The sequence below is a fragment of the Hymenobacter sp. genome (assembly GCF_036388155.1).
GTDB lineage: Bacteria > Bacteroidota > Bacteroidia > Cytophagales > Hymenobacteraceae > Hymenobacter.
This window is the reverse complement of the sequence record NZ_DASVSI010000099.1, coordinates 32,501-46,430: the sequence shown is the minus strand read 5'-3', so window position 1 is coordinate 46,430 and position 13,930 is coordinate 32,501. Positions and strand designations below refer to the sequence as shown.

The window sequence follows — 13,930 nt, the reverse complement described above, 5'->3', positions numbered from 1 at the left end:
GTCGAGCGCAGCCGAGACATCTCGCGTGTGGTAGCAACTCAATCGTTGAACGATGCGAGCGAGATGTCTCGGCTGCGCTCGACATGACGGGCTACTAGTTTAGTTAATAGCATCATTAATCAGTCACCTCAATACTACCATGTCTGACAAGCGCTACGTCCTCAACCCCTCCCCTTTCATCGTGCCCACTACCGACGGCAAGCTCATTGAAGAGCACGTGGGCGGCGCCAGCACCGGCACGTCGGCCTACAGCTTGGCGCATATGGTAGCGCCGCCACATTGGAGCGAGCCCCACCAAACGCCGGAGTTCGATGAATTCACCATCGTGGTGCGGGGCCGCAAGCGGTTCGAAATCGACGGCGACGTGGTGGAACTGCAGGCTGGGCAAGCGTTGCTCATCAAGGGCGGGGCGCGGGTGCGATATTCCAACCCCTTCGATGCCGAATGCGAGTACTGGTCCATCTGCGTGCCGGCCTTCAACCCCGATACCGTGCACCGCGAGGAAGAATAACCCATCCCATGAGCGGAGAAACCAACTTAGCAAGGTTGCTGGCCACCATGCAGCCGGAATTACAGGCGGGAGAGTACGTATTCTGCACGGCTGGGCCGGACGCGGCCGTCTCGGGCGCACTGGGCTGGTTCCGGGAGGCTGAAGGCGTTTCCGTAATTCTGCCTCGCACAGAGGCGGACGCGCAAGGCTTCACCTACAGCTACGTGGCGGCTTGGCTAACCCTGACGGTGCAGTCGTCATTGGAGGCGGTGGGGCTGACGGCGGCCGTGGCCACGGCATTGGCCCGCGAAGGCATCAGCTGCAATGTGGTGGCTGCTTATTACCACGACCACCTGTTTGTAGCTTCGGCCGATGCGGAGCGAGCCTTGCGGGCGTTGCACAAGCTTTCCTCAGAAGCGGCACGGTAACTGTTTCGGCGGGGGACTGTTGCAGCCCCAACTCCCACCTCAAACGCTATATTTAGCCTCATGGACCAACGCATCATCAATCTTTTCGACGAGTACACCCACGCGCCTCTTTCGCGCAAGGACTTCATGGACCGGCTCACCAAGCTGGCCGGCAGTGCCGCCCTGGCCCTTTCGGCCCTCTCGGTGCTGGAGCCCGGCTACGCGGCCGCCGCCACCGTGACGCCCGAAGCCGACGACCTGGAAACCGAGGAAGTGACCTGGCCCGGCGACGGCGCTACCATGAAAGGCTACCTGGTGCACCCCAAGGGTAAAAAGAAGCGCGGGGCGGTGGTGGTCATCCACGAAAACCGGGGCCTGACGCCCCACATCAAGGACGTAACGCGCCGCGTGGCCCAGGCGGGCTATTTGGCGCTGGGCGTCGACGGCCTTTCGCCCCTAGGCGGTACGCCTGCCGACGAGGACAAGGGCCGCGAGCTCATCGGCCAGCTCGACCCGATGAAGAACCTGAACAACTACCTCGCGGCCCTCACCTACCTGCGCGGGCGCCCCGACAGCAACGGCCGGACTGGCGCCGTGGGCTTCTGCTGGGGCGGTGGCCTGGCCAACCAACTGGCCGTGCACGACCCCAAGCTGGACGCCGCCGTGGCGTACTACGGCTCCCAGCCCAAGGCCGAGGACGTGCCCAAAATCAAAAGCAACGTGCTATTGCACTACGGCGGGCTCGACCAGCGCATCAACGCCGGCATTCCGGCCTACGAAGCGGCCCTGAAAGCGGCCGGCACCAAGTACGAACTGTACGTGTACGAGGGCGTGAATCACGCCTTTAACAACGACACATCGCCGGCCCGCTACAACGCCGAGGCCGCCAAGTTGGCCTGGGACCGCACCTTGAAACTTTTCAAGGAAAAACTGGGATAGCTGGGCAACGAAGCGGCGCTGAGTGGCATCTTTGCAGGGTCCACCCGCCCTTCATGTCGAGTAAGAAGCTGCCCATTCTGCTTGCTGCGTTGTTGCTCAAAGCCACAACTAGCCTGGCCCAAAGCGCGTCACCCCCGGCGCGGCCCGCTCCCGCCGACCCCGACTACGAGGAGGTGAGCGTGGAAGTGCCCCGCGCCGTGACGCTGATTACCGACGTGGCCCGCGTGCTTTTCTCGCGCGACGACAGCAAAAGCAAGGTGCAGGCTATCATCGACAAGCGCCGCGCCCGCTCCGAGAAACGCGACCAAACGTTGAAGGTCACGGTTCCTAAAAACAGAATCACCCGGACGCTGGGAATAGTGGAGTAACATTGAGCTTTCACCAAAGAGAAGGCCCGGCCGAGTTTAACTCGGCCGGGCCTTCTCTTTGGATTCGCTTTTTCTGAAGTTGTATCCCTCAACCTTTATGATTTAGGTAGAACGATGTAGAGACGCATACTTGCGTCTCGTCGTTGAACGATGATGGCCTCGACGATTGGCTAATGGCTCTGACGAAGAGACGCAAGTATGCGTCTCTACACCGCTCAAGCATATTTTTTACTGAGCTGGTTTCACTGGCGTGGGCAGCGGCTTGCGGGGCAGTTTCTGGTCGCGCATGGCGGCGTTGTACACGAACGAAGCCACCACGACCGAAGCCTGCTTGAGGTCGTCGGCCACGAGGCGGTCGTAGGTGTCCTGGTTGGAGTGGTGGGTGCGGGAGAAGTAGTCCAGCCCGTCTTGAATGAACTGGAAGCCCGGCAGGCCCACGGCGTCGAAGGCCACGTGGTCGGTGCTGCCGGTGTTGCGCGAAGTCACGGTGCTGGCGCCCATTTCGGCGAAGGGCTGCAGCCAGGCGGTGAAAATTGGCTTCACGGCTTCGTTGCCCTGGGCGTAGATGCCGCGGATTTTGCCGGCGCCGTTGTCGAGGTTGAAGTAGGCCGACAGCTTCTCGTGCTCGGGCTTGAGCTGCATGGTGGCGGGGTCGGCGAAGTGGTTCTTCACGTAGTTGCGCGAGCCGTGCAGGCCCTGCTCCTCCTCACCCCACAGCGCAATGCGGATGGTGCGGCGCGGCTTCAAGCCGGTGGCTTTGAGGATGCGCACGGCTTCCATCATCACGGCGCAGCCGGCGGCGTTGTCGGTGGCGCCGGTGGCGGCGTGCCACGAGTCGAGGTGGCCGCCGAGCATCACCACTTCGCTTTTCAGCTTCTTGTCGGTGCCAGGGATTTCGGCCACCACGTTGTAGCCTTTCAGGTCCTGGGTTTGGAAACGGGTTTTGGTTTCCATTTCCACTTCCACCGGAATGCCGGCTTCCACCAGGCGAATGAGGCGCAGTTGGTCCTCGCTCGACATTTCCAGCTCGGGCAACACCGGCTTGGCATCGGCGGCGTAGGGCGCGCCGTTGGTGGTGAACACCGTGCCATCGGTGCCGCGGCCGGGGCTGAGGACGGCGGCCGCGCCCTCGGTCATCAGCATGGCGGTCATTTTCTGGCGCAGTTCGCGGGCGGCCATCATGGCGGCGCGGCGGGCTTCGGGGTTAGCGTCGGCGGGGCGGTTGGCGGCCGTGGGGGCACCGCCACCCGCGGGGGCTTCGGCTAGCTTGGCCAGGTCTTCGGCGGTGAGGCGCTTGGCGTCGGGCTCGAAGCTAGGCTGCAGCGGGGCAGCCACGGGCAGCAGCACGATTTTATCGCGCAGCTGGCCTTGGTATTTGGCCAGGTCAGCTTCGGTTTTCACGTTCACGTAGGCCACTTGCTTGCGCAGGTTGCCGGGGGTGCCGGGCGTCCAGGCCTTGGGCACGCCGATGAGGGCGTGGTAGTAAGGCGCGGTCATGGCCACGTACGATTTCTCGATGTCCCAGCCGCGGCCGAAGTCGCCCCAGGCCTCAATGTTGGCGTTGGCGAGTCCGTACTGGGTGAGCTGTTTTTTGGTCCACTCGTTGGCGCGCTTCAAGCCGTCGGAGTTGGCAAGGCGCGGGCCGGTCACGTCGGTAAGGTAAAAGGCCGTTTCCATCACCTTGGAGCGGTTCATGCCTTCGTCGCGGATTTTGCCAAGGGCGGCCGCGTCCATTTTTTCGGTGGTTTGGGCCACCGCGGGCGCCGTGCTGGCCAGGGCTCCGGCCAACGTGATGAGCACAAGTTTCTTCATATGAAAAGGGGGTTGCGTGATATTCAGGCACCTAAGGTAGGCGAAATGGCGGACGTGAGAACGGCTCCAGAATAGCCTTGCGGGCAATGAATGGCCGTTTATGGCCCAAACCAGGCGCCTCTGCTTGGGACTCGTCTGCTGATTGAGCCTTTTGGTCGGTTTATCCGGGCTTCCGGTCCAGCTTCTGGCGGTTGGGCAGCTGTGGCCCCGGTTTCGGCCGATGGTTTGCAAATGCCCTGGCAGAACAAGTCGATTCACTTTTTCTGGAGCCCGCTGCCTGCAGCATCCGAGCCCGCCTTCTTCCCAACCCATCCCTCACCCTCCCTCACTTCAGAAACCATGAAAGCTTCCTTGTTTTCCATCCTCGCCGCTGCCGCCCTTTTGGCTTCTTCCACTGCCTCTTTCGCCGCCGCTCCTCCCGTTGCTTTGTTCGGCAGCCACGACCCTTACGACCGCTACAACGACCGCAACAGCAAAGACTTCAACTACGGCTACGACCGCAACCACCGCGTAACTTCCTCGGAGCGCGCCCGCTGGGAAGCTGCTCACAAAAACGACCGCAACGACCGGAAAAATGACCGCAAAGACGACCGTCGGGATTACAAAGACGACCGCCGCGATGACCGCCGGGACTACAAAGACGACCGTCGGGATGACCGCCGCGACGGCCGCGACGACCGCAACAGCCGTGATTTCAACTACGGCTACGACCGCAACCACCGCGTATCGGCCCAAGAGCGGGCCCGTTGGGAAGCCGCTCACCGCTACGACAGCCGCCGCTAGTTTCCTTTCGTAAAGGCCCGGCGCTTAAACCAAGCGCCGGGCCTTTACTCTTACCATTTCATCCCAATTCGTTTATTTTTTCGTCAATGAAAACCTATTTATTGCCCCATTTGGCTGCTTTTGCTCTCACCGTAGGCACGGCCGCCGCCCAAACCACCACCCAAACCGCTCCCACCGTTGGCTCGACTCAGCAGGGACCGGGCCGCGGCTATGGCCGCATGCAGGGCTCGCCCGAGGAAATGGCCAAGCGCCGGAGCGAGCGCATGACCCAGGAACTAGGCCTGAGTGCCGACCAGAGCACCAAAATCCAGCAAATCTTATTGGCTCGTGGCCAAGAAATGCAGTCCATGCGTGGCCAGGCCCGCGACGCTGCGAACCGCGACCAAATGCGCGAGCAAATGCAAGCCAACCGTGCCAAGTACGACGCCCAATTCAAAGAAGTGCTTACCGCCGACCAGTACACCAAGTACACCGCCATGCAGTCTGACCGCATGAACCGCGGCGGTGGCCGTGGCGCCGAGCTGAAAGAAGCCAAGATTAAGACCGAAGACGGCGCCAAGCTGAAAGCCAAAGGCGACAAGAAAATCAAGGTTAAGAAAGCCGACAAGTAATTGTCCTTTCCCTTATTGCACAAAAAAGCCCCAGCCAAATGGCAGGGGCTTTTTCGTTGTTCGGAGATGTTGACTAGCAACAATTCCGCCCGGTCATGCAGCGCGCAGCGAAGCATCTCGCGTGGGGTGGTAATCAATGATTAGTGGTGGCACGCGAGATGCTTCGCTGCGCGCTGCATGACCATTTATGTGTTGACAGCAAGTGGAGTAGAAATGCAAAAGACGTTCCCGCTTCCTCCTAGCTCGTGAGTCCCGCTTTTATTAACTTGTCTGGCGTAATGGGCAATTCTCGAATGCGCTTGCCAGTGGCGTGAAACACGGCATTGGCTACGGCTGCTGCGAAGCCCACCAAGCCAATTTCGCCGAGCCCTTTGGCGCCCATGGGGTCGAGCAGGAAGTCGGGTTTGTCAATGAATTCGACTTCGATGTTGGCGGGCATGTCGGTGTGGACGGGCACGTGGTATTCGGCCAGGTCCTGGTTCACGATGCGGCCGTAGCGGTGGTCAAGCCGGGCATCTTCCATCAGCGCCATGCCGATGCCCCACGTCACTGCCCCATACACTTGGCTGCGGGCGGTTTTGGCGTTCAGCACCCGGCCGGCATCCACTACCGATACCACCCGCGTCACCCGCACCTCACCGCTGAGCGGGTGCACTTGCACTTCTATAAAATTCGCGCAGAAGGACTTGCCCACGTACTCCTTCATTTCCGCCGATTCCTGCGCTTTCTGCGTCACTTCCAAGGCAGGCAGGTTGTGTTGCTTCAGCACCTCAGCGTACGTCAGTTGTTTGCCTTGGCTGCCGGCTGAACTCACTACTCCGTTGGCGGCAGTGAGTTCTCCCGGTTTGGGTTTGCCCAAGACCTTGCTCGGCAGCTGCAACGCCAAGGCCAGCAATTGCTGCTTCACGGCCGCGCATACTTCGTGCACCGCCGTGCCCACCGAAGTGGCCGTGTGCGAGCCCGCCTGCAACGGCGCCTCCGGGTAGGCAGAATCCCCCAGCTCGAAGCGGATGTTGGCAGGTGCCACGCCGCTGGCGTCGGCCGCAATCTGCGTCATGATGGTGCCGGTGCCGGGCCCTGTATCGGCGGTAGCGCTTTGCACCAGCAGCGTGCCGTCGGCCAGCAGGCGGGCGCGGGCACTAGCGGCCTGCCGTTCCGATTTGTAGATGCCGGTGCTCATCCCCCAACCCATCAGCAGGTCACCGGCACGCATTGAGCGGGGTTCGGGCGTGCGTTTGCTCCAGCCGAAACGGGCGGCGCCCCGTTCGTAGCAGTCGCGCAGGTACTTGCTGCTCCACGGCTTGCCGCTTTCGGGGTCCATGTCGGCGTAGTTTTTCAGGCGCAGGGCCAGCGGGTCCATTTTTAGGGCATACGCCAGCTCGTCCATCGCCGACTCCAGGGCGAAGGAGCCACTGGTTTCACCGGGGCCGCGCGTCCAGGCGGGCGTGCTCATGTCCAGCGGCACTAGGCGGTAGCGGGTGTTGAGGTTGGGCGTTTTGTAGGCCGTCTTGGTGGGGTGAATGATGCGTTCGGCGAACTGCTCGTGGCGCGAGGTAAGCCCATACGCCAGGTGCGTAACGCCCACCAGCGTCCCATCGGTCGTCGCACCGAGGCCCATTTTCTGAATGGACTGCGGCCGGTAGCCCACCATATTAAACTCCTGGTCGCGGCGGGCCATCACCTTCACCGGTCGACCCACTTTTTTTGCGCCCAAAAGGGCGGCCACTTCCGGCGGCCAAATGCGCGACGAGCCCCCAAAAGCCCCGCCCACAAACGGCGAATGCACCTGCACATCAGCTGCGGGCAATTGAAACATGCGCATCAGGTCTTGCTGCGCCAGCTTGGGGCCCTGGGTTTTGTTGTACACCGTCAGCCGGTTGCCTTCCCACAGGGCGGTGGCCGCGTGCATCTCCATGGGGTTGTGCACGTGAATGGGCGTGCGGTATTCCTGCTCTATTCGAACTGGGGCCGTTTTGTAGGCATCGGCCTGGCCGCGGGCTTGGTCCTTTTCCTTGGTGGGCGCCACGTTGGCCTGCAGGTTAGCCGCCAAGTCCGTTTTGTGGGCGGCGAGGTCATATTCTACCCGCACCAAGGACGCTGCATGTTGCGCCTGCTCCAGCGTTTCGGCAATGGCCAGCGCCACGGGCTGGTTGTTGTAGTACACCTGGTCGTCGTAGAACACCCGGAACTCCTGGCCTTCCACGCGCGGGTTGTGGTTGGTTTCGGCGCTTTGGTAGCCGGGTACTTTGGGCGCGTTCAAGTGCGAGAGCACCGCCAGCACGCCGGGCACTTGTTCGGCCGCTGCGGTGTCGAGGCGCTTGATGCGGCCCCGAGCAATGGCGCTGGTCACAAGCACGCCGTGCACGCAGGCCGGCAAGCGGTGCTCGGCGGCGTAGCGGGCTCCCCCCGTTACTTTCAGAATGCCATCGACGCGGCCGAGTGGCTGGCCAATGCTGGGGGGTGGCTGGGGCTGCATAGCGGTTGTGCTTAAGGGCTTCACCCTGTACGGCCCCGAAATGCGTGCGTTTCAATGCCCTACTCCTTGCGCGACGGCTCGTCCACTCGGCAAGGCTCATCGCGGCAAAAAATCGGCGCAAAAAAGAAAGGGCTGCCGGCGTACCGGCAGCCCCCTGTCAAGTGCTAGATGAGAGCAGCTTTGCGCTACAGTGTGCCGCGACGCGAACGTGCGAACAAGCCACCTTGCCCCGAAGCGTGCCGCTGGGCACCTCCAATTTTCCGTTGCCGGCCAGGACCCCGGTATGTCTTGTACACGGGCCGGTAGTTGCCGGCCATGGGTTTGCGCTTGTGCAGCGGCCCTTTTGTGATTCCCGCAGACGCGGCATGAACATCGGCGCTGGCAAATCCCAGCAAGCAAACGAAAAGCAAAGCAATACGCAACATAAAAAAGAATTAGGTGACAACTGCAACTGGCTAATTAAGCCCGCCGTAGCAACTCGCTACTCAGTTATTAACCTCAATCACGGCATTATTATTATTAATTCCGAATCCTTTTTTATTAGCTACCGTACTCCGCCCAGCAATAATTATTGCTTTATCATTGATAATAAGATACTTACGTAAGATGTATTTGCTAATAATTAAACTTATTAATGCCCGAATTTTACAACTCATCAGCATTATCACAATTAATTTTCATCTATCAAATTAATACTTATCAACCTGAATATTCAAGTTACTTTCTTCAGCTTCTCTGGTTGCAATCTTAGTTTTGATAGAAAATAAGATGAATAGCCATTGGAATATGCAGTCTTTTTAAGCTTGTCGTAAAGCAGCAATTATTTCACCCAATTAAGCTGTGCAGATAACTAGAATAACAACGGTCATGCTGAACTTGTCGAGCAAATTTCCCGCGCACCGAAGTTGAATTAGTGTTGCAATGGAGATGCTTCGGCAGCGCCCAGCATGACCGGTTTTGCGGCTTTGTGCTGACTATTTACACAACCTCGTCGGGGTCATTTTTCTTAAACAGCAGAGCCAAAATCCGCGGAACAGCCGGGCGGACCTCGTCATCAAACAGCTCCCGCAATTCCACGCATTCCAGGCCAGTACGCTTGGCAGCGCTTATATAATCAGAGACGTGATGGGTGAACGTTTCTAATTCAACCACTGCGCCGCCGGCTGCAGAATTCAACCTAAACCGTTGCCAAAACCACCGCTCGCTACGGCTTAGCTAAGTTTCAAAAGTTCTTTTTTGATTCCATACCGGCCTTTCTGCCGCCCGTATAGCCCTGGCAGCAGTTACTGGAGTGCGGTATGGAAATTCTCATCATCTTGCTACTGGCCGTTCTGAATGGCGTGTTTTCCATGTCGGAAATTGCGCTGGTTTCCTCCCGGAAAAGTAAGCTGGAAACGGAAGCCAAGCAGGGCAATGCCCGGGCGCAAGCGGCTCTGAGCTTGGCCAACGAGCCCAATCGTTTCCTGTCAACGGTTCAAATTGGCATTACGCTCATCGGCATCCTGATGGGGGTATTTAGCGGGGCGGGCCTGACGGCCACGGTGCAACGCTGGATTGCCGGCTTTGAACCGCTCCGTCCCTACAGCCACAGCATCGCCGTGGTGCTCACCGTGGGGCTCATCACCTACCTCTCGGTGGTGGTGGGGGAACTGCTGCCCAAGCGCATCGGCCTCGTCAACCCCGAAGGCATTTCCAAGGCGATGACCAGGCCCATGTCGATGCTGGCGCGCGTGGCGGCCCCGTTCATTTGGCTGCTCGAAACGTCCAGCGACCTGCTGATGCGCCTGCTGCCCATCAAGCCCAACGAAAACAACGCCGTGACGCAGGACGAAATCCGGTCGATGGTGCGGGAAGGGGCCTCCGAGGGCACCATCCAGGAAGTAGAGCACAACATTGTCAACAACGTTTTCAACCTGGGCGAGCGGCGCGTGGGCTCGCTCATGACCGCCCGCCAAGACATGGTGTGGCTCAACCTGAACGACGACGTGGCCACCAACAAGCAAAAGGTGTTGGCGCGGGTTTCGTCGATGTACCCGGTTTGCCGGGGCACCCTGGACGACATGCAGGGCGTGGTCTACCTGGCCGATTTGCTCCAGCCCAGCCTCGAGGAGCAGCTGGGCCGGCTGCCCGAGTTGAAGCGCGACCCGCTCTACTTGCCCACCAACAGCAAAGCCTACCAAGCGCTGGAGCAGTTCAAAGAAGCCCGCACGCACCAGGGCATCGTGGTGAACGAGTTTGGCGACGTCATGGGCCTGGTCACCATCAACGACCTGTTTGATGCCCTGGTGGGCGACGTGCCCCTGCCCGACGAAGACGAGCCGGACATTGTGCAGCGCGAAGACGGCAGTTACCTCATCGACGCGCAACTGCCCTTTGAGGAGTTTGTGGAGCGGTTCGACGTTCCGGGCCCCGAGCGGGAAGGGCTCGCGGGTTTCCACACGCTGGGCGGCTTTGTGCTGCACGTGCTGAGCGCCGTGCCCAAAGCCGGCGAACAATTCACCTGGCAGGGCCACCAGTTCGAAATCATCGACATCGACAAAGGACGGATTGACAAAATTCTGTTTCGGGAGAAAGCCGAGGCGCCCGCTTTGGCAGTTGCCAAGGAATCCGCCAAGGCCACTTCCTAGCGCGCGGTGGTGAGTTTAGTAAGTCCCATCAGCCCGTCCTGCTCATGGGGCGTCCACTTGTTGATGCCTCTCTTTTGCGCCACTAATCAGGTTCAGGATTGCGGGAGATATGCTTCAACAAGCGGGTGTCAGATGAGCAGGACCTTGAATGGCTTTCGGTTGTTGACATAAATTGGGCTGCGCTAAACTTGCGTCATACCTGCCGATAACCGTTCCTCCCGCCTTGCCGTGGCCACCCTCGCCGACGCCCAACGCCCAATTAATGACTTTCTCATAGCCCGCTTAAAAGAGGCGGGCTGCGTGCGCGGCCGTTTTGCCGTGACCGGCGCAGCAGCCCAGTTCAGCCTGAGCGGCGAGCGGGCCGACGGCAAGTCCATGTTCTTCTGGGATTTCAACGACCGCCTCTTCAACCGCCTCGTGGGCGACTACCTCGAAGCCGGCTACCCCGCCGGCACCGCCCGCCTCACCGTGGATGTGGACGTGGCCACCGGCGGCTGCACTTACCAGCTCACCACCGAAACCCAGCAGGCCACGGCCTTGCTTAGCAAGCAAGAAAAGGAGCTACGCGCCAAAAAGAACCGCCGCCGCCCCCGCGCCCCTTACGGCCCCGAGCTGGCCGAGCAAGTAGCCGACGCCGTGGCCCAGGGCCGCACGCTGGCGCCCTACCACCGCGACTATTGCGGCATGGGCTTCGAGTACCGAAACCACGAATTCCGCTACGGCGAGGTCTGGGACGGCCACTACATGGAAGAGGCCAAGCTGGTTTTTGCCAGCCGTGCCGCCTTTGTGCAATGGCTGGCTCAGCAGTCGGACCAGTCCTTGGCGCGGGTGGAGGAAGCCGACCCGTGGTATTGGGACAACCAAACCGTGACCCGCGACCGGCTCCTGACGCTGGTGGGCCGCTTAGAATAGCAGGTTTCTGGGCAGCCCCTTGGCCCGGTAGCAGCAGCCCGGAGCGGGCCGATGCGAGGACGACTCAGGGGGCAATGTCACGTCGAGCCGGCGAGGTCCTGGCCGGGCAGAGGGGGCTACTATCTTCGGCTCATGCTACTTGTTCTACTCTGGCTGGGAATGGGCCGGCCGCCCGAGCCACCCACGGGCCCGTTCGGCCCGGCCACAACATATGCCGTGGGCCGCCAGCCCCGGGCCCTCGCGCTGGCCTACGCCAACGGCTACGGCCGCCCCGACCTGGTGGTGCTGGACCGCAACCTGAGCAGGGTGTCGGTGCTGCTAGGACAGTAGCGAAGTAGCGCGGACTTTGCAGTCCGCGTCCCCGGCGGGAACCTGAACGATGCCCGAACGGCGCGGGGACGCGGACTGCAAAGTCCGCGCTACGCTCGCATCAACGGGACGTTCTGCTGGGTTGTCTCAACCCTTTCCCTCGTCCTAACGTGAGCTCAGCGCAGCGTAACTGACTTGCCATAGCCTGTGCCTTGCCACAGCAGCGGTATAGCGAACCTCAGGTGCCCATGTACTGGTCGCTCTACGCTAGCACAGGCTCTCCTAGATGGTTCGTCACGAGTTGCGCTGCGCTAAACCCGCGCCAGCAAGGGCGTACGACTCAGAGAAGCCAATTGCTTCGCTAGATTTAAAGCATTATCCAACAGCGCTATTGCCATGAGCCTTTCGTCTGAAACCAAACCCGTGCCCACGCTCTACGAGTGGGCCGGCGGCATGCCCGCTTTCGAAAACCTGACGGCGGCTTTTTACAAGAAAGTGTTTCAGGACGAGCTGCTGGAACCCATTTTCCGGCACATGGCGCCCAGCCATTCGGTGCACGTGGCGCATTTTCTGGCCGAAGTATTTGGCGGGCCCGCGCAATACAGCGCCCACGAGGGCAGCCACTTTCTCATGATTCAAAAGCACTTCTCGCGCCACCTCACCGAGCAGCACCGGCGGCGCTGGGTGCACCTGCTGCTGGAAACCGCCGACGAGCTGCAACTGCCCGACGACCCCGAATTCCGCTCCGCCTTTGTGGCCTACCTGGAATGGGGCACCCGAATTGCCGTCATCAACTCCAATACCACCGGCGAAGTCGGCGTGGCGCCCGACGCGCCCATGCCCCGCTGGGGCTGGGGCGAGCCCGGCGGCCCGTATCAGGGCTGAAATTGAGTTGGTCACTGGCGCGCGTCGGCGTCGCGCGCCAGCGGAAGCGCCGCCACCAATCGCCCCATTTGCACTACAACGCCAGCAACGCGGCCAGCGCGGTGGCCTCTTCCTCCAGCAGCCGGAGGCACAGCTCCAGCAACCGGCGCGCCACGGGCGTGGGCCCGGCAGCGGCGGCGGTGTCGGCTTCCAGCCACGCCAGGCACTGGGCGTCTTTTATGGCGTTGCGGGGCGGAAAGGCGGCCAGCACGGGCAGCAGCGCGGCGTCCGGCTCCGGCAACAGCGCGGCCCGCAACACCCCCGCTGCCCACGCCTACCGGCGCTGCGCCGCGCCCCCCTGCTCTTTCAGAGTTGCACTCTGAAAGTGGCGTTGTAGCGGAGTTATACTCCGCTCGTTCGGCGTTCATCGTTCAACGAATGGAGACTGAAAGTCTCCAGCAGCCGTAGCTTCCGGAGTTGCACTCCGGAAGAGCGCGAAGACGAGGACCTGAACGCCAGCATCCGCCGCTGGGTCCAGACCCTGGCCCGCCGGTTCGGGCCCAGCCACGCGGCCCAATACCACCTGCTCCGCCTCCAAGCCGAAGCCTACGAAACCGAAGCCGCGGCGCTGGCGGAGTTGCTGGGTCGCGAGTAGCGCGGACTTTGTAGTCCGCGTCCCCACGCCGTTCGGGTGGATTTAACGGCGCGAGGACGCGAACTACAAAGTTCGCGTTACTCTCGTGCTGCCGGGGCGTCGCAGAAGGGCGCCAGCGGAACCTATTTTCGTTACCTTACCCCTAACAAACGTGCCTATTATGAATTGGGAAGAATTGAAAAAATACGTTTACTACACCGATGGCTCGCTACGTGACATCTATGTAGCTGACACAACTCGTGAAGATTGGAAAATATGGGCGGAGTATGTTAATAGTAGTTACCGTGTAGTTTCTTCTACAGAGTTAGGAAATGACGATGAAAAAGTAGCTTTCACAGCAGTAATGAAATACTGGGACAGCAACAATGAACAATCCAGTATGCCGCTAGCAACTATTTCTGTTGGAGCATTGTGCCTAGAGTGCTTTTTCTTTACCGCCGACGAAATTCAAAACACGGTTAATCCTAAGTACATTAATTCAATTGATGACCATAACCAACTGATTAAGTTTATGACCGACCTCTCTTACCTCCTTGACAAAGATGTAAAATTGATAATAGAGGAAGACATTAGGAACAATTCATTAATTACTGTTAGCAAAGACATAATCGAAATCAATCCTTATTATCAGCACTGTGATAATAAGGATTGATTTCTCGCCAAAACAACCCCGCCCC

15 protein-coding genes are annotated in these 13,930 nt (G+C 60.2%); 12 read left to right on the top strand and 3 right to left on the bottom strand.

Going from position 1 to position 13,930, the window contains the following annotated elements; all coding sequences use genetic code 11:
* Positions 1–139 precede the first annotated feature (139 nt).
* Genes VF629_RS13685 through VF629_RS13670 form a run of 4 tightly spaced genes read left to right on the top strand, consistent with a single transcriptional unit; the run spans position 140 to position 2,204 of the window.
* Entirely contained in the window at positions 140–511 is a 372-nt protein-coding gene (locus VF629_RS13685; RefSeq protein ID WP_331059050.1) for a cupin domain-containing protein, read from the top strand.
* Positions 512–519: 8 nt separating this feature from the next.
* Positions 520–918, top strand: coding sequence for an ACT domain-containing protein (locus VF629_RS13680; protein WP_331059049.1), 399 nt, complete (start codon positions 520–522; stop codon positions 916–918).
* A gap of 60 nt (positions 919–978) precedes the next feature.
* Positions 979–1,836: a dienelactone hydrolase family protein gene (locus tag VF629_RS13675; protein WP_331059048.1), complete on the top strand. Its 858-nt coding sequence runs from the start codon at positions 979–981 to the stop codon at positions 1,834–1,836.
* 53 nt (positions 1,837–1,889) lie between these two features.
* Positions 1,890–2,204 carry a hypothetical protein gene (locus VF629_RS13670; protein WP_331059047.1) on the top strand — a complete coding sequence of 105 codons (315 nt, stop codon included), beginning with the start codon at positions 1,890–1,892 and terminating at the stop codon, positions 2,202–2,204.
* 228 nt (positions 2,205–2,432) lie between these two features.
* Here VF629_RS13670 and VF629_RS13665 read toward each other — a convergent pair whose 3' ends face one another.
* Positions 2,433–4,016 carry a M28 family metallopeptidase gene (locus VF629_RS13665; protein ID WP_331059046.1) on the bottom strand — a complete coding sequence of 528 codons (1,584 nt, stop codon included), beginning with the start codon at positions 4,014–4,016 and terminating at the stop codon, positions 2,433–2,435.
* Between the two features lie 339 nt (positions 4,017–4,355).
* On the opposite strand from VF629_RS13665, the gene VF629_RS13660 reads away from it, so the two are divergent.
* Positions 4,356–4,799 (top strand): hypothetical protein, encoded by a 444-nt coding sequence (locus tag VF629_RS13660; RefSeq protein ID WP_331059045.1) that lies wholly within the window; start codon positions 4,356–4,358, stop codon positions 4,797–4,799.
* An 86-nt stretch (positions 4,800–4,885) separates the two neighbouring features.
* On the top strand, positions 4,886–5,410 hold the full coding sequence (locus VF629_RS13655; protein WP_331059044.1) for a DUF4890 domain-containing protein: 525 nt from the start codon (positions 4,886–4,888) through the stop codon (positions 5,408–5,410).
* A 238-nt stretch (positions 5,411–5,648) separates the two neighbouring features.
* On the opposite strand, the gene VF629_RS13650 is transcribed toward VF629_RS13655, so the two are convergent.
* Positions 5,649–7,886, bottom strand: a complete 2,238-nt coding sequence (locus VF629_RS13650; protein WP_331059043.1) for a xanthine dehydrogenase family protein molybdopterin-binding subunit — start codon at positions 7,884–7,886, stop codon at positions 5,649–5,651.
* Positions 7,887–8,122: 236 nt separating this feature from the next.
* Between VF629_RS13650 and VF629_RS13645 the strand changes: the two genes are divergently transcribed.
* The 5 genes from VF629_RS13645 to VF629_RS13625 all read left to right on the top strand — a co-directional run bounded on the left by VF629_RS13645 (position 8,123) and on the right by VF629_RS13625 (position 12,619).
* Positions 8,123–8,491 (top strand): hypothetical protein, encoded by a 369-nt coding sequence (locus VF629_RS13645; RefSeq protein ID WP_331059042.1) that lies wholly within the window; start codon positions 8,123–8,125, stop codon positions 8,489–8,491.
* Positions 8,492–9,184: 693 nt separating this feature from the next.
* Positions 9,185–10,513 (top strand): hemolysin family protein, encoded by a 1,329-nt coding sequence (locus tag VF629_RS13640; protein ID WP_331059041.1) that lies wholly within the window; start codon positions 9,185–9,187, stop codon positions 10,511–10,513.
* A gap of 228 nt (positions 10,514–10,741) precedes the next feature.
* Positions 10,742–11,425: a hypothetical protein gene (locus VF629_RS13635; protein ID WP_331059040.1), complete on the top strand. Its 684-nt coding sequence runs from the start codon at positions 10,742–10,744 to the stop codon at positions 11,423–11,425.
* A gap of 132 nt (positions 11,426–11,557) precedes the next feature.
* Positions 11,558–11,755, top strand: coding sequence for a hypothetical protein (locus VF629_RS13630; RefSeq protein ID WP_331059039.1), 198 nt, complete (start codon positions 11,558–11,560; stop codon positions 11,753–11,755).
* A 375-nt stretch (positions 11,756–12,130) separates the two neighbouring features.
* Complete coding sequence (locus VF629_RS13625) at positions 12,131–12,619, top strand: group II truncated hemoglobin (protein WP_331059038.1); 489 nt, start codon at positions 12,131–12,133, stop codon at positions 12,617–12,619.
* 73 nt (positions 12,620–12,692) lie between these two features.
* Here VF629_RS13625 and VF629_RS13620 read toward each other — a convergent pair whose 3' ends face one another.
* Entirely contained in the window at positions 12,693–12,899 is a 207-nt protein-coding gene (locus tag VF629_RS13620; RefSeq protein ID WP_331059037.1) for a hypothetical protein, read from the bottom strand.
* A 514-nt stretch (positions 12,900–13,413) separates the two neighbouring features.
* On the opposite strand from VF629_RS13620, the gene VF629_RS13615 reads away from it, so the two are divergent.
* Positions 13,414–13,905, top strand: coding sequence for a hypothetical protein (locus VF629_RS13615; protein ID WP_331059036.1), 492 nt, complete (start codon positions 13,414–13,416; stop codon positions 13,903–13,905).
* Positions 13,906–13,930: the final 25 nt, after the last annotated feature.